Consider the following 20,333-nt stretch of genomic DNA (forward strand, 5'->3'; position numbering starts at 1 on the left):
TGCCCTTGGTGGTATACAACCCGTTTTACTACGGCGAGTTGTTGCCTCGTTTTAAATATGTCCCACAGAAATAGTAACCGGGTTTTGGGGGGGCCGCCCCCGCCACGCTGACGCGCGGCTCCCCCGGGGATATTTCGGTGAAGAAGAAGGGGGCGCATGCTGGAATTTCATATCTATGACGTGTTCACCGACCGGCCATTTTCGGGGAATCCGCTGGCCGTCGTCATGGGGGCCGACGATCTGAACACCGCGCAGATGCAGGTGATCGCGCGGCAGTTCAACCTGTCCGAGACGATATTCGTCATGACCCCGCGCGATCCGGCGCATACGGCCCGCGTCAGGATATTCTTTCCGACCGCCGAGATTCCCTTTGCCGGTCATCCGACCATCGGCTGCGCCTTGCATCTGGCAAAAGGTCAGGACGGGCAAATTCTGCTGGAGGAAGAAGCCGGGCTGGTGCCGGTCCGGATTCGCGGTGGACAGGCGGAATTCACCGCGCCCAGACTGCCCGTGCCGCATGGCGGGGACGTGGATGCCGGACTGATCGCGCGCGCATTGGATCTGCCAGACGCCGCTATCGGCTTTGGCAGGCACCGGCCGGGCGTCTGGCAGGGTGGTCCGGCTTTCCTGTTCGTGCCGGTCGCGGATCTGGATGCGCTGGCGGCCGCGCGGCCGATCGAGCCTTATTGGTCCCGGGCGATGGCGCAGGCGCAGGTGGACAGCGCCTATCTTTATGCTGCCGAAGACGATGGCTATCGCGCCCGGATGTTCTCGCCCACCGCTGGCATTCCCGAAGATCCCGCGACCGGCTCGGCCTCGGCCATACTGGCGGCGCAGCTTCTGGCAAGTGGGGCGCTGGCCGATGGCGAGAACCGGATCGGTCTTCGGCAGGGCGTCGAGATGGGGCGGCCCTCGCGGATCGGTCTGTCGGGGCTTGTCGAACGGGGCGAATTGCGCGAAATCAGAGTCGGCGGAACTGCCGTTTCCATCGCGGAAGGTCGTATCAGAATACCGGAGGACGCATGACCAAGGCTTATTGGGTGGGCCATGTCAGTGTTGATGACGCAACGGCCTATGAGGCTTATCGCAAGGCCAATGCCGAAGCCTTTGCGAAATTCGGCGCGCGTTTTCTTGTTCGCGGCGGCGCGCAGGAGATTGTCGAGGGTAAGGTCAGGCCGCGCTGCGTGGTGATCGAGTTTCCTTCGATCGAAGCCGCGCGAGGGTGCTATGACAGCCTCGAATATCAACGCGCCAAGGCGCTTCGCGATCCGGTCAGCCTTGTGGATCTGGTGATTGTGGAAGGCTGGGCTGATCCAAGCTAGACGCTTGTGTTTGCGGTGAAAAACCGTATGATTGAATGATGTTCCGCGATCTCTTGTCCCGCCTTTTCAATGAAGACCCGCTTCCGCGGCCTTTGGCCTCGCCGGATGCCGAGGTTGCGATTGCCGCGCTTTTGGTGCGGGTCGCGCGTTCGGACGACCATTACCGGCAGGTGGAACGACAACGGATCGACCAGATTCTGGCCCGGCGCCGTGGCCTGTCGCTGGAAGAAGCAGCCGAGCGTCGCGCCGCCGCCGAGATGATCGAGGCCGAGGCCCCCGATACCGTCCGCTTCACCCGGCAGGTCAAGGACCGGATCGCACTTGAGGATCGTACCGGCGTGATCGGCGCGATGTGGGAGACGGCTTATGCCGACAGCCGGCGCGGCACAGATGAAGAGACGCTGATCCGACTTGTCGCCGGGCTGCTAGGCGTACCGGACAAGGATTCGGCCATGATCCGCCAGAAGGTTCTGCGGGATCTGGGGATGGACGGAAGCTAAGGCTTCAGAACCCCAACCGGTCACGCAGCCCGTACCACGCCATGCCGGCGACCAGCAGTGGACCACGCAGGGATGCACCGCCGGGAAAGCCGCCTGTGGGAATGGCCTCCATGACCTCGAAACCCTCGGCCTGCCCGGCGATCGCTTCGGCCATCAGCCGTCCGGACAGGGTCGCCATGCCCACGCCATGCCCCGAAAAACCGCTTGCCGACAGGCAATTCACGGCGGGGCGCACGAAACAGGGCATGCGGTTGGTGGTGATCGCCAATGTGCCGCCCCATGCATGGGTCAGCCGCACATCCCCAAGCTGCGGATAGACCGACAGCAGATGCGGGCGCACCTTGGCGAAGATATCCTTGGGGAAACGGTAGCTCACGGTTTCGCCGCCACCGAAGATCAGCCGCCGCTCATCGTCCAGCCGCCAGTAATTCACCACGAATTTCGTATCCGCGACTGCCGGGTTTTGCGGCAGGATCTCGGGGAAGTTCTCGCCCAGAGGTTCGGTCGCCACGATATAATTATTGATCGGCATGACCTTCGAGGCGATTTTCGGGGCGATGCCGCCAAGATAACCGTTACCGGCAAGGATGACATGATCGCATATCACCCTGCCGGTATCGCAATGGATTATGGTTTTCTCGGCGGGTTTCCGGGCATGGGTGATGCGGTGCACATGGGTATTCTCGTGAATGACCGCCCCGGCATCATGCGCCAGTCTTGCGATGCCTTTGGCAAGGTTCAGCGGATGCAGATGCCCCGCGCCCCAATCTACATCTCCTCCGGCATAGCTTTGGGTACCGGCCAGATCGGCCAGTCCCTGCCCGTCCAGCGGCTGAACCCGGGCGTAATCGTAATGCTGCGCCAGATGTTCGGCGATGCGGTGGGCGTGATCGACCTCTGATTGAGTGCGGCAGGCATGGGCTACGCCATCGCGCACCGGAACCCCGGCTTCGGCGGCCAGCGAACGCACCAGTGCCTTGGCCTTTTCGGCCAGATCCCACAGACGGCGGGCGGTTTCCCTGCCAAACTGCGCTTCCAGCCAGTCAACCTCTTGTCGCTGACCAGAGCCAAGCTGCCCGCCATTGCGGCCCGACGCGCCGAAACCGACGCGATGCGCCTCAAGCAGGATCACGGCATATCCGCGCCGGGCCAGATGCAAGGCCGCCGACAGACCGGTATAGCCGCCGCCTACGACCGCGACATCAGCCCGCGTCTCGCCCTTCAGCATCGGGAAAGGAGCAAGCTCCGGGCTGGTTTCGGCGTAAAGGCTATCGGGGTATTTTCCCCGCCGGTCGTTTAGGTAAAGCAGGTTCATGGGGCGCCGCCGGAAACGGTTTCGTGCCTGTCACCGGTACCCTGACGGGTTTGGCGCATCGGACCGCTCATACATTCAACAGCAGATGTTCCCGTTCCCACGGGCTGATGACCTGAAGGAATTCCTTGTATTCATTGCGCTTCACCGATTCGTAGACAGCCGTGAACTCTTCGCCCAATACGCCGCGCATCGCCTCGTTCTCCGACATCAGGTCAAGCGCATCGCCCAGATTATAGGGCAGTTCATCCTCGGACATATAGGCATCGCCAAGGCATTCGGCCCGGGGAGATTCGCCGCTTATCAGGCCCAGATAACCGCATGCCAAAGACGCCGCGATGCCCAGATAGGGATTGCAGTCCATCCCGGCCAGCCGGTTCTCGACCCGTCTTGCCTCGGGTCCCGATATCGGTACGCGCAGCCCGGTTGTGCGGTTGTCGCGCCCCCATTCCAGATTGATCGGCGCGGCGAAATCCGGGACATAGCGGCGATAGCTGTTCACATAGGGCGCAAGCAGCGCGATCGCCGCCGGCAGATGCCGCTGCATCCCGGCAATGAAATGCAGAAAGGCCGGAGTTTCCCGGCCTCTCTCATCCGAGAACAAATTCTTCCCGGATTGCATATCCACGATCGAATGGTGGATATGCATGGCGCTGCCCGGTTCGCCTTCGATCGGCTTGGCCATGAAGGTGGCGAAGCAATCATGGCGCAGCGCGGCCTCGCGGATCAGGCGTTTGAAAAAGAACATCTCATCGGCCAGGGCCACGGGATCACCGTGATTAAGGTTGATCTCGACCTGCCCGGCGCCACCTTCCTGCAGGATGCCGTCGATCTCGAATCCCTGCGCCTCGGCGAAATCATAGATATCGTCAATCACCTTGCCATATTCATCGACCGCCGACATGGAATAGGCCTGTTTGGCCGCCGCCCGCCTGCCGGTGCGCCCCATCGGAGGAATGATCGGCTGATTTGGATCGGTATTGCGGGCGACAAGGAAAAACTCCATCTCGGGCGCGACGACGGGTTTCCAGCCCTTTTCCTCGTATAATCCGACCACTTTTTTCAACACGTTGCGCGGCGCGATCGGCACGGGATTGCCCTGCTGATCGGTTGCGTCATGGATGATCTGAAGCGTCCAGTCCGCCGTCCATGGCGCGGCGCTTGCGGTGCTGAAATCCGGGGTCAGGATCATGTCGGGCTCGGTGAAAGCCCCTGCCGGATTGTCGGCCCATTCACCGGTGATCGTCTGCAGGAAGATCGAGTTCGGCAGGTAGAACTTGTCCTGCCTTGCGAATTTCGAGGCGGGCATCGCCTTGCCGCGCGCCACCCCGGCGATATCGGCAACGATGCACTCCACCTCATCCAGCCGGCGACCGTCCAGATATTCCCGTGCGGCGGCGGGTGTGCGGTCTATCCAGTTCATGATCACGCAGCTCCTTTTGCGGCGCTGCGGGGCTGTTTGAAAAACGCCTCGATCCGATCTGCGATCACATCCGATGCCCTGACTTCGCCCATCCGGCCGGCCGCGCGATCCAGCAGGTCCTGCGGCACCACGCCCTTGGCGCGGGTATCCATCAACCCCTGCACGAAATCGTCCTGAAACTCGGGATGCGGCTGCACGGTCCATGCCTGGTCGCCATAAACCAGCGCAGCATATTCGCAGACCTCGCTGCGGCCCGCGACCCGGGCGTCATCGGGCGGGGTCACGACCTGATCCTGATGCCAGGCATTGAGCGTCACTTTCTCGCCGCCGAAATCGTAATCCTGCGCGCCGACGACCCAGCCGCCCGGATGTTTGACGACCTTGCCGCCCAAAGCCTGCGCGATAATCTGATGACCGAAACAAATCCCGACCAGAGGCACGGCAGCGGCGTAGGCGCGGCGGATAAAATCTTCCAGCGGCGGGATAAAGGCGTGACCCTCGTAGGCGCCGTGGCGGGAACCGGTCAGCAGCCAGCCATCGGCATCATGGATATCCGCCGGGAAATCCATATCTTCGACATGCCAGACCCGAAATTCGAAGCCCCGATTGCCCAGAAACCGCATGAACATGTCTGGATAATCGCCCAGACTGTCCCTGAGCTGTTCGGGAGACTGGCCGCATTGTAGGATACCGATACGCATGATTAACCTGCGATGTTGAGTTCAACCGCAGGGTAGTCGCCCGAACGGGGTGGCCGCAAGAGGCAGTGATACCGGTCCGTGATCAAGCGCGCAGCCTGTCAGATATGGCGGGGAAACTCGATCTTGGTGCAACGGTCCTGAATCACCTCGACGCCCCTTGCACGCGCCCGTGCTGCGGCCTTGTCGTCCCGGATTCCAAGCTGCAGCCAGATGGTCCCGAGATCGGGCAGATGTTCAAGCGCCTCATCGACGATCGCGCCCACCGCCTCGGAACGCCGGAAGACATCGATCATCTGCACGCCCGCATCCGCAGGAATACTTGCCAGATCCGCATAGACCCTTTCATCCAGAATCGTCTTGCCAGCATGCCCGGGATTAACGGGGATCACGCGCTTTCCCTGCGACTGAAGGTATCTTGCCACGCCCCAGCTTGCCCTTGCCTCATTCGGCGACAGCCCCACCATTGCGATCACCTTCGTCTCACGTGCGATCCGGGCGATCAGTTCATCATCGGCCATATCCAGTTGCAAAAGACTACTCCCCCTTCCCAGAAACGCGTCCAATACGAATTGCCTTAGGCTTACACAGAAAAGGCGCCCGGTCCAGAATTTGGCCGGGCGCAAGTGGCGGAACGAGGGACAGTGATCTGAACATGACCGTTCCGGGGTCATGTTCTGTGATGTAAATGAGCATCCATAGGGAAAAGTTCCATAGTTTTCGCAAAATTGTGAAGATTCGGCGATTGCGCTCCGGGTCAGTTTCTGGCGGCCCAAATCTCTTTGGCCTGGCGCAGAATTTCGTCCGGAGCCTGCTGTAGCCTGCGTAAATCGGCATCCGAGCGCGTCAGATAAAGCGTGTCGCCGATAACGGCGAAAAACCGCGGATCCCCCCGAAGCTCTTCTCCCTGGGCAAGGGAAACCGGGCATAATCCATCAAATGCGGGGGCGAATTGCCCCGGATCCGATTCGAATCGCGTACGGTTGTCTTCAGAGACAAAATGCCAGAACTGGCCTTTCCACAATGTCGAGATATCGCTGCGACCGGGCGCGGGGCGCCCCGAAACGAACCCGACGGGGTCATATCCTCCGACCGCCCAGTCCTGCGCAGCAAGGGGCGAAGCGAATGCGGTCAGCATGGATATGGCAGGTGCAAACAGTTTCATGGTCGCGTAGCTCTGGGATAAACAGGACTCCTGCCAGTATCTTCGGTGATTCTCAATGCTGTTGAGATCATGTCTCGGTGATATCGCCCGTTACCGCGTTCCCGCGTATAACGCGACCGCAGCGGCATTCGATACGTTCAGCGACCCGAAATCCGCCGCAAAGGGGATACGCGCGACATGATCGCAGCTTTTCATGGTGAGTTCGCGCATCCCGGGCCCTTCCGCCCCCATCACAAGGCAGATCGCCGCCCGGTCCGGCAGACCGGCAAGCAGATCGGGCAATGCCGTCTTGCCGGTGCCGTCAAGCCCGATCAGCGTGAAGCCCATCTGTTTCAGCTGGTTCAACGCCTCTGCAAGATTGGGCACGCGCAGATAGGGCTGCCGCTCCAATGCGCCGGACGCCGTCTTGGCAAGCGCACCGGTTTCAGGGGCCGAGTGACGCGCCGGGGCAATCACCGCGCGGGCGCCGAACACTTCGGCCGAGCGCAGGATCGCGCCGACATTATGCGGATCGCTGACCCGGTCCAGCGCAACCAGCAACGGCCGGACCTCGCCGGGTGCTTCCCGCAGCGCCACATCGCTAAGCCCGCCCCATTTCAGCGGCTTCACTTCAAGCGCCGCCCCCTGATGGACGCTTTCATCCGGCAGCGGCACGGTTTTCGTGAAGACGCGCGGATCGATCACCTCCGGATCCATGCCGTGCAATTCGCCAAGCCGGTCCAATGCGTTCCGCGTGACCACCAGCCGCAGCCTGTCACGCACGGGATTGGCCAAAGCGTCGCGCACCGCATGAAGCCCGAAAAGCCACAGGGTTTCGGCCGCTGCCGCCCGCCGCGCACGCTCTTTCCCGATGACCCATTGAGGCTTCTTCGATTTCTGTTGGGCGGCCATTGTGAATTCCCTTTATCTTCCCCTTGTCTGCGCCCCAATAACCTGCGACGCAAGCCCCGGAAATCCGCTTGACGCCCGTGGGCGAGACCGCTAATCACGGCCCACGCCGACGGCACTCGGCGGGCGACGTGCTGCAAGGTGCGGCAGCGGACTGTAACTCCGCCGGGGAGACCCATGCCTGGTTCGATTCCAGGGTCGCCCACCATTTCACCTGAAAATCGAACGAAATCAACGAAGTGGTGTCCCGATACCCGGTCAGGTCTACCGTGCATATCATGAATTGCCACTGACTGACGCATATTTTCTTCGATTCGAAAGATATTGCCCGGGGACGTCAAAGCCCGCTATCGAAAACAACCCGTGCCCGTCCTGAAGAAACGGCGCGGATCGTTGAACCTGGCGATAATGCACCGCCCGACGCATGAGCCACAGCCCCGGCGCGTTCAACCGGCAGCACATGACCCAAACATGCCCTTTTACACATTGCGCAGGCGGCTTTCGATCAGCAGCCCTTCTTCATCCAGTATCGGATGGGCGACCGAGACGAGATGCGCATTGATGCGCTTGAGATCGCGCAGAATATCAAGATGAAGGGAGGATGTTTCGCGGCTTTGCTGATGCCCGTCGCGCAGGCGCACCAGATGGCGCTGGGCCGACTGACGTTCCCGATTACGGATCTCGATCTTCTGTTCCATCAGTTGTCGGGCCAGTTCGATATCCCGTGTCATGAAAATCGTCTGCGCCATCTGCAATGTTTCCATCGTCATCAGGAACAGGGCGTCCAGTTCCTGATAGCCGGCATCCGAGAAGCGCAGTTGCAAGCCGATCTTCTTGCGAACGCTTACGGTAAGGCCCTTTTCGATGATGTCCCCGACATGTTCCAGATTGATGACATAATCAAGGATCGTGATCGACTGGCGCCGGTCATGCTCATCCGCGTCCCGGCCCAGCCGCGAGAGATAGGTTTTCACCTGCTGCTGGCGCAAATCCACCCTGTCCTCGAGTACCGTCACCTCTGACAATGAGCTGCTGTCGTTTCTGGTGAATGCCAGCCTGGTCTGATCAAGCATGCGGGCGATGTCATCACCGATCGACAATGCCTGCCTGCTGGCACCCCCAAGGGCAAGCGCAGGCACTTCGAGCGCCTGGTCGTCAAGCCATTGCGGCGGGGCTTCTCCGCTTGGTTCGGCGTCAGGCAGGAAATGGGCAAGGCTGCGCGAGATCAGGCCGGTAAACGGCGCGATGCAGACAGCCAACAGAACATTGAAGGCCAGATGCGCTTCGACGGCCAATCCGGTCATGGTCATGGGAACTGTTTCCAGTGCCGCACCGAATTGACCCGCAAATGGCAGCACCAAAAGGCAGCCGGCCGCGCGGATCATCAGGTTTCCGACCGTCAGACGCCGGGCCGCGATGCTGCCTTTTGCAGTGGCCAGAACCGGGGGAATTGCGCCGCCCAGATTGGCCCCAAGCACCAGAACAACAGTCAGGCCGACGGGAATGTTCAATGTCATCACCAGCAGCACCGCCGCAAGCGAAGATGAACAGATTGCAGCAATAATCGCCGCGAATAACAGCGCAACCGGCCATGACGCATCCAGCATGGTCAGAAAGGCCGCGATCTCGGAAGATTCGCGCAAAGGCTGCGTTCCGACTTCCAACAGCGCCAGCGATACCAGCATAAGGCCAAGCCCGATCAATGCCCGGCCGCTGCCGCTGATGGCTGGCTTTTCGCGACGGCTTGCGGCGAACCCGGCAAGGATCAGTGCAGGTGCAATGGCCTGAAATCCGACAGAGATCACTAATGCCGTCAAAGCCGTGCCGACATTCGCCCCCAGAAGCACGATCTGGGACATGCGGGCGCCGATCAGGTTCCGGTCGCGAAAAGAGGCCGTAAGAAGCGCCGTTGCCGTAGAGGATTGCAGCCCCAGCGTTGCGACAACACCGGAAAGGAACGCCCGCGGCCCCGTCCGGGTACCCAGACCAAGTGCCGTTTTCAACCGGATGCCGAAAGCGGTCGTTATGCCGTCACGTACAAGCCCGAGCCCGAACAGAAGCAGGGCAACGGCCCCGCCGATCTGAAAGAAGACAACGAATGATGCCATATCTGTTCCTGGCGGTTCTTCCTCGCGCGATCATAGTCAAGAGCAAACCAATCTGAGTCCCTCTTTCGGTACGAGGTCAATGATTTCTTCTGATTTTGGGCTATTTCTTGCGTATCTGCGGCATAAATAATGGCTTGACCATGCGGTTTCAGCCAATCTGGCGCAGCCATGTGATGCGGTCTGGACGAAACCGGCCTTTGATCCCGTCGGCCCGTCCTGCGACCGGAGGCGCAACGATCGACGCCCGATCTCCTCGCCGCTCTGCGGATCATCGGCCAAGGGAAAATCATCGCATGATACCTGCCGGTAGACGCCGGCGAATATTTCGTTCTTATTGTTGCATGATCTGCTGCACCCGGCATTGCGAAGGGGGAGAGGATGACGGATGCGATCAAAGTGATCAGCCAGCATCTCAGGCTGACCGGCAGCCTGTTCTATCGTTATGCGCTTCTGCTGTCAGCGATTTGGGCCGCAGGGACTGTACTGGACCAGCTTCTTCTGCGCGCGGCGGTCTGGATCGGTCTGCAAAACCGCCTTCTCGGGCTGGTCGCCATCGCACCGGTCATCCTGCTTCAGCTTGTCATCTTCGTGGTGTTTTTCGTGATTCTGAGAAACGGCTTGCCCCGGATGCGCATGCGGATGCTGCTACGCCGCAGGCAACCCGCGCCAGAGCCGGAACCCGGTACCGCCGAAACCGAGGCGCCGCCCCCCGGTTTCGCGATTGCCCTTCTGGCGGTGCTTGTTCCCTTTTACGGCTATTACGCCGGATGGGGTCTTTTGGGCGATACGCTGCGTAGCTATTCGCAGATCTTCCTTGCCACCCAGATGTCGCAAATTGATTTCAACGACCCCAAGGCGACTCCCACGGCTCTTGAAGTCAGCCAGACCGGCTGGGTGATCCTTGCCGTCCTGCTGGTCTGGGCGATCCGCAAATTTGCAAAATATTTCAGCGAACGCACCGGGAAGCAGTCCTGGTCGATGCTGATCGTCCTGTGCGAGGCAACCTGGGCGCTTTTGGGTCTGTATGTCATCTCGGGCTGGAAGAACGAGATTGCCGGGTGGATGGCAAATCTGCCGCCGCCGGGCGACCTGATGAACTGGTTTGTCTCGGAGGCATCGGCCGCGATTACCGATGCCTCGGCGATGCCGGTCGACTGGCCCCCTGCACCGCAGCTTTGGCCGACCGTCAAAGCGCTTTTCTGGTATGCGCTCTTGCCTCTGGTCTGGTTCAATCTTGGTGCTATCGTCTATGGTCACGATATGAACGCGGTGCGCGGCGAGACGGATCGCTTGGCGGGCCGGGCGCTACGCCGCTGGGAAGCCCTGCCGAAGCCAGTTACCGATTTCCTCGGACATTTCTGGAGAGGGGTGATCAAACGCTGGCATGCGGTGACGAATGGCATCCTGCTGGCAGCTTCCGCGGGCTTTGCATTGACTGCCTCGGTGCTGGTGCTGTGGCGGCTTGTCGACTGGCTGGGAAACTGGGCCTGGATCGGGCTTGCTCACCTGATCGGGCCGCAGGACATGCAGATGTGGCAGATCGCTTCTGTGCCGCTGAACGTGCTTTTCGACGCCCCCGGAGCACCGCCGGGCGGGCTTCTGGTCAGTCCCTTGCAATTCTGCATCCTCGCGGCCGGGCTTGAACTTGCCGGGCGCGCGCAGGACGCAGCGCAACAGGCTAGCCGGGCGGCAGCTGCATCACCGGGTTGAGTGGCAATGACAACGCATCCGGGCGCGTATTCAGACCCGAGATCTCAAGCCTGAGCCCACCCACAACATCGGCCGGCACCAGAAAGGGCTGCCCTGAAAAAGAGGGGCTGCCATCTTCCGGCGGCATACTCAAAGACTGGTTGCAGCTTTGCTCATAGGGGTCATCGCCAAGGAACCGGATGATCTGAGCCCCCGCCGCATTGGCAAGTGGAAGCCATTTGCGCCCGCTGCCATCGGTCAGGGCGATATCGCAGCTTAGCCAATCGCGCATCCGATCCGGCTCTGCCTGCAATCCCAGCCGCAGATAAAGCAAGGCACGGTCAGGCGCCGCAGGCAGGATCATCGCCCGCGTCTGATCCACGAAGACCCTGACGCCATGCAATTCGCCCTCGGACCGGTCAGATTGCGCGACATCCCAGTTCCTGCCGCGCCGCAATTCCTTCAGATCCGGCCATGCAACGATCAGGACCGACAGGCCGAAGAAGAACAATGTCGCGATGACAAGCCCGATCGATTTCATGGTCCCAGCCTCAGGATGGCTTCATGCGCGGGGGGCGAATCCGGCGGGGCAAGAAGCAGCGTGCCGTCAAGCGGCGGATCGAGTCGCAGCGACAGCAGGGCAGAACCGCCTTCGATCTCATCGGGTGGAAGCTCGAATATCGCGAATGTCTTGCTGTTCACGCCCGGCTGAAGCCAAAGCTGGTCGATCTGCCCGGGCACATCCGCAATGCGCGAGGTCGCGCGATAGCGACGCTTGCTTGCTCCGACCCAGGTCGCAGAAAGCATGGCCGATTCCCGGGTTCCCGACAGGACGAAATCCGCAACCAGAAAGATTCCGTCGGTATCGCGGGTAATTTCGGTTCCATAACGGCTGAACTGGATCCGGTCGGCACTGCGCCAATTTTCGAACCGCCCCGAAATCAGTCGCGTCTCTCCTGTCTCTCCGGGTTTCACCGATGTGACAAAGGGACGGACCGCGCTGTTGTAATCGGGATTGGTCAACATCATCGCGCCAAGCAGCACGATAGCGGCAAGCCCGATCACGATATTGACGAAGGTTTTCATGGCGCTGCCTCGGGCTCGGCAGTCATCCGCGCTTCCGGAACGAAAACAAGCCAACTCGCCTGTCCGTAAAGATTGTCCCGAAGCTTGAAGGTCTGGCGCGAGAAGGCAATCTCGACCGTTTGCGGCTGCCACGGTGTCGGCAGCGTCCAGACCAGCGCGATCTTTTCCGGGATACGCGGCTGAAGCTCGTATAGCGGCGCGTCGTCCCGCATCAGGACGATCTCGGGCGGTGCAAGCGGGTTTTCACCGATCGTCAGCAGCGGCGGATGTTCAGGACTGCCGAAGACCGCGTTCTGCGTCTTGCCCGTAACATTCTCGACCGACGCGGTCAGGACAAGCTGATCAGGCTGATCGGGACTGCGGCGCAGTTGCAGCGCCTCGGGTGTGAACAGACTGCGGCCAAGGTCGATCGTCTCGCCGAAACTGGTCGTAGCGATTTCGGAGGGCGCCCGCGCCTGATCGATCCTCAGCCACCAGCTCAGAAGCACGGCAGCCGCGATTCCGGCGGTCGCCAGAAGGCGCAGCCAGAGACGTCGAAACAGATGGAGCTTCGCATCGGCCATGCCGTATCTGAGCGTGGCCAACAGGCAAGATCAAGATCAAATGCCTGCCTGCAAGGCATGTCCATGCCCCCGGGCGCAAGCCGCGCCTCCGGTTCGCAGAAATCAGCTTCCCGGCATATGATCGATATCCACCCGCACCACGACCGACAGGCCCGGCGCCAGATATTCCGACATCTCCTGATCCGGATCGATCGAAATGCGGACGGGCAGACGCTGTGCGATCTTGGTGAAATTGCCGGTTGCGTTCGAACCTGACATGACACTGAATTCCGATGCCGTCGCGGGCGAGAACGCCTCGACCTTGCCGGTGAATTCCCGCCCCTGCATCGCATCGACGGTGAAGGTCACGGTTTCCCCGACACGCATCCCGCGCAATCCGGTTTCCTTGAAATTGGCCACGATCCAGATATCCTCGCCGACATGCGACGCCAAAGCCGTGCCGGTGGTGACATATTGTCCCTTGCGCACCGCAATCTGGCCAAGCCGCCCCGCCGATGGCGCACGGATCACGGTATTCTCCAGATCGATCCGGGCCAGTTCAACCGCCGCCTCGGCAGCGGCGATATCCGCCTGCCGCGAGGAAAGCGCGACTTTTGCCGAATTGATCGCCTCGCGCTGCACGTCAAGCGCGGCTTCAGCCTGCGTCACCGATGCCCGTGCCTGCCGCAGCGCCAGTTGCGACTCGTCTTCGGAGGATTGCGAGGCCACGCCCCGCTCACGCAGCGCATGCGCGCGGTCCCAGCTTGCCTCCGAGGTTTCCAGCCCGGATCTTGCCGATGCAAGCATGGCCTCGTTCGAACGCATGGTCGCTTCTGCCGACCGGACATCCTGTTCACCAACTTCCAGCGCAGCCTTTGCCGCCTCGAGCTGGGCTTCGGCCTGCGCGAGTTTCTGGCGATAGCTCTGATCGTCGATCCGCGCGATGACGTCGCCCTCCTTGACGGTCTGGAAATCCTTGACCGCCACGTCGCTGACATAGCCGGAAAGCTGCGGGGCGATGGTTGTGATTCTGCCACGGATATAGGCGTTCTCGGTCGTCGGCTCGGCAGGCTGGAAAGGCGGCAGATGCCAGGCGAATAACAGCAGCAGAATACCCGCAATGCCGATGATGACTGCAATGATTGTGGGAAGAATATGGGTCTTGTTCATGTCTTCGGTTCCGTAATGTCTGAAGGTCCCTGATCGCGGGTCATCCGCTGCGCCAGCCAGTCGCGGAACACATGCAGAAGCAACGCGGTCAGGGCTCCGCCCGCGATCAGGGCAATAAGGAAATAGGCGTCGTTATAAGCCAGTACGTAGGATTGCCGGGTAACCTCCTGCACCAGCAGCGAAACCCCCTGCAACTGTTGCTGCACGGGATCGACGATCCGCGAAACCGTCATCGCGGCTCCGGCGGCGATCGCCGCGGTGGTTTGCTGACCGGTCACCGTCAACTGCTCGGCCAGCGCCTGAAAATAGCCGGCCTGACGATGATTGATGAATGTCGTGAACAGTCCCGAGCCAAGCACCCCTCCAAGGCTTTGCGTCGACAGAAACACGATCACGAAGGAAAGCAGATATTGCGGGCCTTTCGCTAATGCCGAAAGCAGCCCCATCATCGCGGCGGGCGGCATGAACAGCATACCCGCACAGCCGATCAGTGCCTGGCTGATCAGCATCTGCTCGGGCCGGGTCAGGACTGTCGAGCGGCTGTCCATCAACGCGCCGGTGAAAATCAGCACAAGCGCGGCAAGATGAAACCATTTTTCGCGCCCGGGCTTGATCCATGCTATACAGGCAAGCGCGCCCATCACGCAGGCAATCAGGATCACTGTGAACAGCGTGATCATCTGCGACGGAGCGACATCCAGTGCCGTGAACATTCGGGGCGCGCCGCTGGACTGTTCGGACAGGATCAGACGGAACAGGAACAATGTCGCGGTCAGATGCAGAATCGCCGGGCTGGTCAGCCACCGGATGTCGATAAGCGGTTCTTTCCGGTTCAGTTCGATCGCGACGGCGCCGGTCAGGGACAGGACGGATATGGCCAGCAGAACGCCGATCCATGCCTGCTCGGTCCAGTAATGGATCGGCCCCATGACAAAGCAGATGACCAGGCCGCCAAAGCCCACCCCGATCAGCAGGAAACTGACGATATCCAGCGATTTGATGACCCGCTCACGCGGCACCGGGCGCAGGGGCAGCAGATAGACCAGTCCCATCGACATCATCGCAAGCGCAAGCGCGACAAGATGCACCCATGTCAGCCCTCCGTCTCCTATCAGGGCGGGCGAGATGACCCGCGACAGATTCGGGGCCGACATCAGGAACAGCAGCGCAAGCGGCAAACCGATCCGCATTTTCCATTGCTGCGGCAGGGGTTCCAGCATGTACAGAAATGCAAGCGTCGCCAGCGGCGCAGCCGCACAGCCCGACAGGAACTGAATCGTGACTGCCGATCTGAGATCGGACATCCAGACCGCGGCGAAGGATACCAGAACATAAAGCGCGATGCCGATCTCGGCGAAACGGCGAAGGCCGTATTGCGTCCTTATCTTGATCAGCATCAAGGGCAGCACCGCGCGCGGGATCATATAGGCCGCCATAAGCCAGGCGGCTTCCGTCGTGGTAATCCCCAGATCACCCGCAATCTGCGGCATATTGGTCGTGACAAAACCCTGCCCCAGCCCCTGCGACAGCGCCAGCACCATCGAGGCCCCCATATAGGCCATCGCCCTATATAGCGAAAATGGCGGCTCCGGTGGCGGCAGGGGCGTTTCGGTCTGCTCTTTCGAAGCTTGACCGGCCGGCGGCTGGTCGGCAAGCGGTTGATCGGTCGCGGCACTCATCGGTCGGCCAGCTTTCTGATATTCGCGGCGATCTGGTCCAGCACCTGCCGGGCCGTGGCCAGATCAGCCGCATCGATATCCTGCAAAACGTCATCCCGCAGCGACTGGCTGAATTCGTTGACCTTGCTTTGGCGCCCCTTTTCGGAAAGGAAGATCACCTTCTTGCGCCCGTCATCCTCTGCCGGGCGGCATTCAACGAAGCCGTCGGCTTCAAGCGCGTCGATCTGCCGCTTCAATGTCGGCGGCTCGATCATCATGACGCGGGCAAGATCGTTTTGCGACATGCCGTCGTGCCGCGCAAGTTCCACAATAACGCGGGCGCGTGACATGGTCAGGCCCATTTCGCGGACGCATTCGTCGAAATGGCGGCGCATCAGCCGCATGACCTGCAAGAGCGAGTCGATGATGGTGGGATCGGTGGACATGGGATTATGGGATTTCGTTAGCTGGCTTATTATATTTCATTAGCCAGCTAATGGTTTTCAGCGGCGGGTTCAAGTGATCTTGCGATCATTTTCGAAACCTTGCCGCCCGCCGGAATCGTCATCAATCTGGCTGTTCCTGATGCATTTGCCTCTGCAACTGCAAAAGAACCCGGCGTTTACGGAATCCCGCGCAGCAAAACGGCCCGGATCCGTTGCCTTCACATCTGTCGCCAAAGCTAACTGAAGCAGAAAACCGCGCGGCACTGCCCGCGCATCAGCGACATTATAGCGAATCGGAGCCGCCATGTCGGAAACAGAAAATCCGGCAATGCCGCCAGCAACGACTGCCAATAAAGCACTGACGCTTTCCACGGTCGCCTTTACCGTCTGTTTTGCCGTCTGGACGATATTCTCGATCATCGGCGTGCAAATCCGGCAGGAACTGGCGCTGTCGGATACCCAGTTCGGGCTTCTGCTCGGCATGCCGATCTTGACCGGATCGGTGGTCAGGATCGTTCTTGGCATCATGACTGACCGGCTTGGCGGTCGGCTGATCTATACCGTGACCATGCTCGCCGCCGCCGCCGCGACCTTTCTTCTGTCATGGGCCGGCAGCTACCCGCAGATGCTTCTGGCGGCGCTTGGCGTCGGGCTTGCGGGGGGCTCTTTCGCGGTGGGCGTCGCCTATGTCTCGCGCTTCTTTCCATCCTCGAAACAAGGCACGGCACTGGGTATTTTTGGCGTCGGCAATGTCGGCGCGGCACTCACCAAATTCGTAGCGCCCTTCGTCATGGTCGCGCTGGGCTGGCAGGCGACAGCGCAGATCTGGGCCGCAGTGCTGGTCCTTGTCGCGATCTTGTTCTGGCTGCTCAGCGAAGACGATCCGGTTATCCGGCAAGAGCGCGCGACCGGCCGCCCGCCACGCAATCTGCGTGACGAATTCGCGCCGTTGGCGAATATGCGGGTCTGGCGATTCTCACTTTATTATTTCTTCGCATTTGGCGGCTTCGTCGCGCTGGCGCTGTGGCTGCCGCATTATCTAATCGAGGTTTACGGCTTCGACATCAAGACGGCAGGGATGATCGGCGCGGCCTATTCCGTTCCCGCATCCATTTTCCGCGCCTATGGCGGGATACTCTCGGACCGGATCGGCGCGCGCCGGGTAATGTACCGGATGCTTGCCGTCTCGCTTCTGACGACCGCTATCCTGTCCCTTCCCGGTGGCGTCCCGATCCTGATCTTCATTCCGGTGATATTCGTGCTGGGCTTTTTCATGAGCCTTGGCAAAGCCGCCGTCTACAAGCATGTGCCAAGCTATTTCCCGCAAAATGTCGGCGCGGTCGGCGGGCTGGTTGGCATGATCGGCGGGCTGGGCGGCTTTTTCCTGCCCTTCCTGTTCGGCTGGCTGCGTGACGCGACCGGCCTCTGGTCAAGCTGCTTCATGGCAATGTTCGTCCTTGTCGCGCTGTGCCTTGCATGGATGGAAGTTTCGATCCGGCGCATCGACCGCGCAGACGCGCCGCAAGCCGCCTGAAATGGAGAATTCGATGAAAAGGAAACTGGTTGTCATCGGGGCCGGAATGGCCTCGGGCCGGATGCTGGAGCATCTCTTCGAAGCCGATCCCGACGCCTATGATGTGACTCTGTTCAATCTGGAGCCTCGCGGCAACTACAACAGGTTGATGCTGTCGCCGGTTCTGTCCGGCGAAAAAACCTATGAAGATATCGTGACCCATGACGATGACTGGTATGCCGCCCACGGCGTGACCTGTCATTTCGGCGAGGCGGTGGTCGGCATAGACCGCGAGGCCCGGAGGATTCGCACGAACAAGCGCGAGACCGAATATGACGCGCTTGTCATCGCCACCGGCTCTGCGCCCTTCATCATTCCCGTGGCCGGAAAGGAACTGCCCGGCGTCGTGACCTATCGCGATCTGGAAGACACGAATGCCATGATTCAGGCCGGCATCGCTGGCAAGGATGCCGTTGTGATCGGCGGTGGATTACTTGGGCTGGAGGCGGCGGCAGGCATGGCCGCGCGCGGCGCCAGCGTGACCGTCATTCATCTGATGGATCACCTGATGGAGCGTCAGCTTGATCCGGCGGCGGGCTATCTGCTGAAACGCGATCTGGAATCGCGCGGGATCAGAGTGCATTGCGGTGGCGCGACCAAGGCCATTCTGGGAAATGACCGCGCCGAGGCCGTGCTGCTGGAAGATGGCACTGTCTATCCCGCCGATCTGGTCTGCATGGCGGTGGGTATCCGCCCCGAAACACGCATCGCCGTAGACGCAAGGATCGAGGTCGAGCGCGGCATCGTCGTCGATGACGCATTGCGCACTAGCGATCCGCATATCTTCGCGCTTGGAGAATGTGTCGAGCATCGCAACCAGCTTTTCGGCCTTGTCGCGCCATTATACGATCAGGCCAAAGTTCTTGTGAAATCCCTGCTTGGCGAGGCCGCCGAATTCCGCCCGGTGCAAACAGCGACCAAGCTGAAAGTCACCGGCTGCGATCTGTTCAGTGCCGGGGATTTCGCCGAAGCCGAGGGGCGCGAGGATATTGTTTTCCGCGATCCGGGCCGGGGCATCTACAAGCGGCTGGTGCTGGAGGGTGACCGGATCATCGGTATCGTGATGTATGGCGATACCGCCGATGGCAACTGGTTCTACAGCCTGATGAAAGACGGAACCGATATCGGCGATATGCGCGAAACGCTGATCTTCGGCCCGGCCTTTCAAGGAGGCGGCAAGCTGGACCCTATGGAGGCCGTTGCAGCCTTGCCGCCTGAGGCGGAGATCTGCGGTTGTAACGGCATTTGCAAGGGGCGGATCGTCGAAGCGGTTCAGGGCGGTGCGACCACCCTGGACGCGGTAAGGGCACAGACCAAGGCAAGCGGATCCTGCGGCACCTGTACCGGACTGGTCGAACAGGTGATGAAGGCGACGCTGGGCGATGCCTTTGCCGCGCCGATCCCTGCCGGAATGTGCAGTTGCACGGATCACAGCCACGAGGATGTGCGCCGTCTCATCAAGTCGATGGGCCTGAAATCCATCCCGGCGGTGATGCAGGAACTGGGCTGGAAAACCATCGGCGGCTGCCATTCCTGCCGCCCGGCACTGAATTTCTACCTGCTTGCCGATTGGCCGACCGAATATCGGGATGACCGCCAGTCGCGCTTCGTCAACGAACGCAATCACGCCAATATCCAGAAGGACGGCACCTATTCCGTCGTGCCCCGCATGTGGGGCGGCGTGACGACGCCCGCCGAATTGCGGGCCATCGCCGACGCGGCCGAGAAATATGACGTGCCCATGGTCAAGGTCACCGGGGGACAGCGGCTTGATCTGCTAGGTATCCGCAAAGAGGATCTGCCCCATATCTGGGCCGATCTGAACAAGGCCGGGCTGGTCTCGGGCCATGCCTATTCCAAGGGACTGCGCACGGTGAAAACCTGTGTGGGCAAGGAATTCTGCCGCTTTGGCACCCAGGATTCGACCGGACTGGGTGTCCGGCTGGAAAAGCTGCTTTGGGGATCATGGACTCCGCATAAGGTCAAGCTGGGCGTTTCCGGCTGTCCCCGGAACTGCGCCGAGGCGACCTGCAAGGATATCGGCGTGATCTGTGTCGATTCCGGCTATCAGATCAGCGTGGCCGGCGCCGCCGGGATGGAGTTGAAGGAAACCGAACCACTGGCCTCCACTCCGTCCGAGGATGAAGCGATCGAGATCATCACCGCCTTCATCCAGCTTTACAGGGAAAATGCGAAATATCTGGATCGCGCCTATAAATGGGTCGCCAAGGTCGGTCTGGACTGGGTGAAGGAACGGGTCGTGCAGGATCCGGATGAGCGTCGGGCGCTGGTGGAACGGTTCGAGATCAGCCAGTCGATCTACCGCAGGGATCCCTGGGCCGAACATTCCGCCAGCGATCAATCGGGCAAATGGGCGCCGATGGCGGATTTCACGCTTGAGGCCGCGGAATGACCGAATTCGTCGATATCGGGGCTTTGGCGGATATTCCCGTGCAAGGCGCAAGGCTGGTACGCACCGCGCAAGGCTGCATCGCTGTGTTCCGCACCGCGGATGACCGCGTTTTCGCACTGGACGACCGCTGCCCGCATAAGGGTGGCCCGCTTTCGGAAGGTATCGTTCACGGCAGTTCGGTGACCTGCCCTTTGCATAACTGGGTCTTCGACATGAATACCGGCCAAGCCACCGGCGCCGATAACGGCCAGGTCGGCACCTATGCAACGCGGGTCGAGAAGGGCCGCATCCTGATCGACGCATCCCGGATCGCCCGCAGCCATGCGGCCTGAGCCGCGGA

The 20,333-nt window shown here is 60.8% G+C and carries 20 protein-coding genes and 1 tRNA gene; 8 read left to right on the forward strand and 13 right to left on the reverse strand.

The window, feature by feature from the left end:
• The first annotated feature begins 156 nt into the window (after positions 1-156).
• From Q0601_RS18375 to Q0601_RS18385, 3 genes are read left to right on the forward strand one after another with little or no spacing between them, the layout of a single operon-like run.
• Positions 157-1,026 carry a PhzF family phenazine biosynthesis protein gene (locus Q0601_RS18375; RefSeq protein ID WP_305291353.1) on the forward strand — a complete coding sequence of 290 codons (870 nt, stop codon included), beginning with the start codon at positions 157-159 and terminating at the stop codon, positions 1,024-1,026.
• Positions 1,023-1,322: a DUF1330 domain-containing protein gene (locus Q0601_RS18380; RefSeq protein ID WP_305291355.1), complete on the forward strand. Its 300-nt coding sequence runs from the start codon at positions 1,023-1,025 to the stop codon at positions 1,320-1,322. Before Q0601_RS18375 ends, Q0601_RS18380 begins: the two co-directional genes overlap by 4 nt.
• A gap of 38 nt (positions 1,323-1,360) precedes the next feature.
• Positions 1,361-1,822: a tellurite resistance TerB family protein gene (locus Q0601_RS18385; RefSeq protein ID WP_305291356.1), complete on the forward strand. Its 462-nt coding sequence runs from the start codon at positions 1,361-1,363 to the stop codon at positions 1,820-1,822.
• A 4-nt stretch (positions 1,823-1,826) separates the two neighbouring features.
• On the opposite strand, the gene Q0601_RS18390 is transcribed toward Q0601_RS18385, so the two are convergent.
• From Q0601_RS18390 to Q0601_RS18415, 6 genes are all read right to left on the reverse strand, one after another.
• Entirely contained in the window at positions 1,827-3,137 is a 1,311-nt protein-coding gene (locus Q0601_RS18390) for an NAD(P)/FAD-dependent oxidoreductase (protein WP_305291357.1), read from the reverse strand.
• A 67-nt stretch (positions 3,138-3,204) separates the two neighbouring features.
• Positions 3,205-4,560, reverse strand: coding sequence for a glutamine synthetase family protein (locus tag Q0601_RS18395; RefSeq protein ID WP_305291445.1), 1,356 nt, complete (start codon positions 4,558-4,560; stop codon positions 3,205-3,207).
• Complete coding sequence (locus tag Q0601_RS18400; protein ID WP_305291358.1) at positions 4,560-5,258, reverse strand: type 1 glutamine amidotransferase; 699 nt, start codon at positions 5,256-5,258, stop codon at positions 4,560-4,562. The genes Q0601_RS18395 and Q0601_RS18400 overlap by 1 nt, the downstream gene beginning before the upstream one ends.
• Positions 5,259-5,356: 98 nt before the next feature.
• Positions 5,357-5,776 (reverse strand): CoA-binding protein, encoded by a 420-nt coding sequence (locus Q0601_RS18405; RefSeq protein ID WP_119751477.1) that lies wholly within the window; start codon positions 5,774-5,776, stop codon positions 5,357-5,359.
• Positions 5,777-6,012: 236 nt separating this feature from the next.
• Entirely contained in the window at positions 6,013-6,420 is a 408-nt protein-coding gene (locus Q0601_RS18410; protein ID WP_305291359.1) for a YHS domain-containing (seleno)protein, read from the reverse strand.
• A gap of 90 nt (positions 6,421-6,510) precedes the next feature.
• Positions 6,511-7,311 carry a TrmH family RNA methyltransferase gene (locus Q0601_RS18415; RefSeq protein ID WP_305291360.1) on the reverse strand — a complete coding sequence of 267 codons (801 nt, stop codon included), beginning with the start codon at positions 7,309-7,311 and terminating at the stop codon, positions 6,511-6,513.
• Between the two features lie 121 nt (positions 7,312-7,432).
• On the opposite strand from Q0601_RS18415, the gene Q0601_RS18420 reads away from it, so the two are divergent.
• Positions 7,433-7,516 (forward strand) — tRNA-Tyr (locus Q0601_RS18420).
• A gap of 271 nt (positions 7,517-7,787) precedes the next feature.
• On the opposite strand, the gene Q0601_RS18425 is transcribed toward Q0601_RS18420, so the two are convergent.
• Positions 7,788-9,416: a Na/Pi cotransporter family protein gene (locus Q0601_RS18425; RefSeq protein ID WP_305291361.1), complete on the reverse strand. Its 1,629-nt coding sequence runs from the start codon at positions 9,414-9,416 to the stop codon at positions 7,788-7,790.
• A gap of 378 nt (positions 9,417-9,794) precedes the next feature.
• On the opposite strand from Q0601_RS18425, the gene Q0601_RS18430 reads away from it, so the two are divergent.
• Entirely contained in the window at positions 9,795-11,126 is a 1,332-nt protein-coding gene (locus Q0601_RS18430) for a hypothetical protein (protein ID WP_305291363.1), read from the forward strand.
• Here the strand turns inward: Q0601_RS18430 and Q0601_RS18435 are convergent.
• The 6 genes from Q0601_RS18435 to Q0601_RS18460 form a co-directional block, all read right to left on the reverse strand.
• Positions 11,095-11,646, reverse strand: a complete 552-nt coding sequence (locus Q0601_RS18435; RefSeq protein ID WP_305291365.1) for a hypothetical protein — start codon at positions 11,644-11,646, stop codon at positions 11,095-11,097. The genes Q0601_RS18430 and Q0601_RS18435 overlap by 32 nt on opposite strands.
• Complete coding sequence (locus Q0601_RS18440; protein ID WP_305291366.1) at positions 11,643-12,191, reverse strand: hypothetical protein; 549 nt, start codon at positions 12,189-12,191, stop codon at positions 11,643-11,645. Before Q0601_RS18440 ends, Q0601_RS18435 begins: the two co-directional genes overlap by 4 nt.
• Positions 12,188-12,775, reverse strand: a complete 588-nt coding sequence (locus tag Q0601_RS18445; RefSeq protein ID WP_305291367.1) for a hypothetical protein — start codon at positions 12,773-12,775, stop codon at positions 12,188-12,190. Before Q0601_RS18445 ends, Q0601_RS18440 begins: the two co-directional genes overlap by 4 nt.
• An 81-nt stretch (positions 12,776-12,856) precedes the next feature.
• Positions 12,857-13,903, reverse strand: a complete 1,047-nt coding sequence (locus Q0601_RS18450) for an HlyD family secretion protein (protein WP_305291368.1) — start codon at positions 13,901-13,903, stop codon at positions 12,857-12,859.
• The gene (locus tag Q0601_RS18455) at positions 13,900-15,582 is read right to left on the reverse strand and encodes an efflux MFS transporter permease (protein WP_305291369.1); all 1,683 of its coding nucleotides are present in this window, start codon (positions 15,580-15,582) and stop codon (positions 13,900-13,902) included. The genes Q0601_RS18450 and Q0601_RS18455 overlap by 4 nt, the downstream gene beginning before the upstream one ends.
• Complete coding sequence (locus Q0601_RS18460; RefSeq protein WP_119751487.1) at positions 15,579-16,007, reverse strand: MarR family winged helix-turn-helix transcriptional regulator; 429 nt, start codon at positions 16,005-16,007, stop codon at positions 15,579-15,581. Before Q0601_RS18460 ends, Q0601_RS18455 begins: the two co-directional genes overlap by 4 nt.
• A gap of 304 nt (positions 16,008-16,311) precedes the next feature.
• On the opposite strand from Q0601_RS18460, the gene Q0601_RS18465 reads away from it, so the two are divergent.
• The 3 genes from Q0601_RS18465 to nirD are packed head-to-tail and all read left to right on the forward strand — an operon-like array spanning position 16,312 to position 20,325.
• Positions 16,312-17,541 (forward strand): MFS transporter, encoded by a 1,230-nt coding sequence (locus tag Q0601_RS18465; protein WP_305291370.1) that lies wholly within the window; start codon positions 16,312-16,314, stop codon positions 17,539-17,541.
• A gap of 13 nt (positions 17,542-17,554) precedes the next feature.
• Complete coding sequence (nirB, locus tag Q0601_RS18470) at positions 17,555-19,993, forward strand: nitrite reductase large subunit NirB (RefSeq protein WP_305291371.1); 2,439 nt, start codon at positions 17,555-17,557, stop codon at positions 19,991-19,993.
• Positions 19,990-20,325: a nitrite reductase small subunit NirD gene (gene nirD, locus Q0601_RS18475; RefSeq protein WP_305291372.1), complete on the forward strand. Its 336-nt coding sequence runs from the start codon at positions 19,990-19,992 to the stop codon at positions 20,323-20,325. Before nirB ends, nirD begins: the two co-directional genes overlap by 4 nt.
• The last annotated feature ends 8 nt before the right edge of the window (positions 20,326-20,333 follow it).

The sequence above is a fragment of the Paracoccus wurundjeri genome (genome assembly GCF_030678915.1).
Taxonomy (GTDB): Bacteria; Pseudomonadota; Alphaproteobacteria; order Rhodobacterales; family Rhodobacteraceae; genus Paracoccus; species Paracoccus onubensis_A.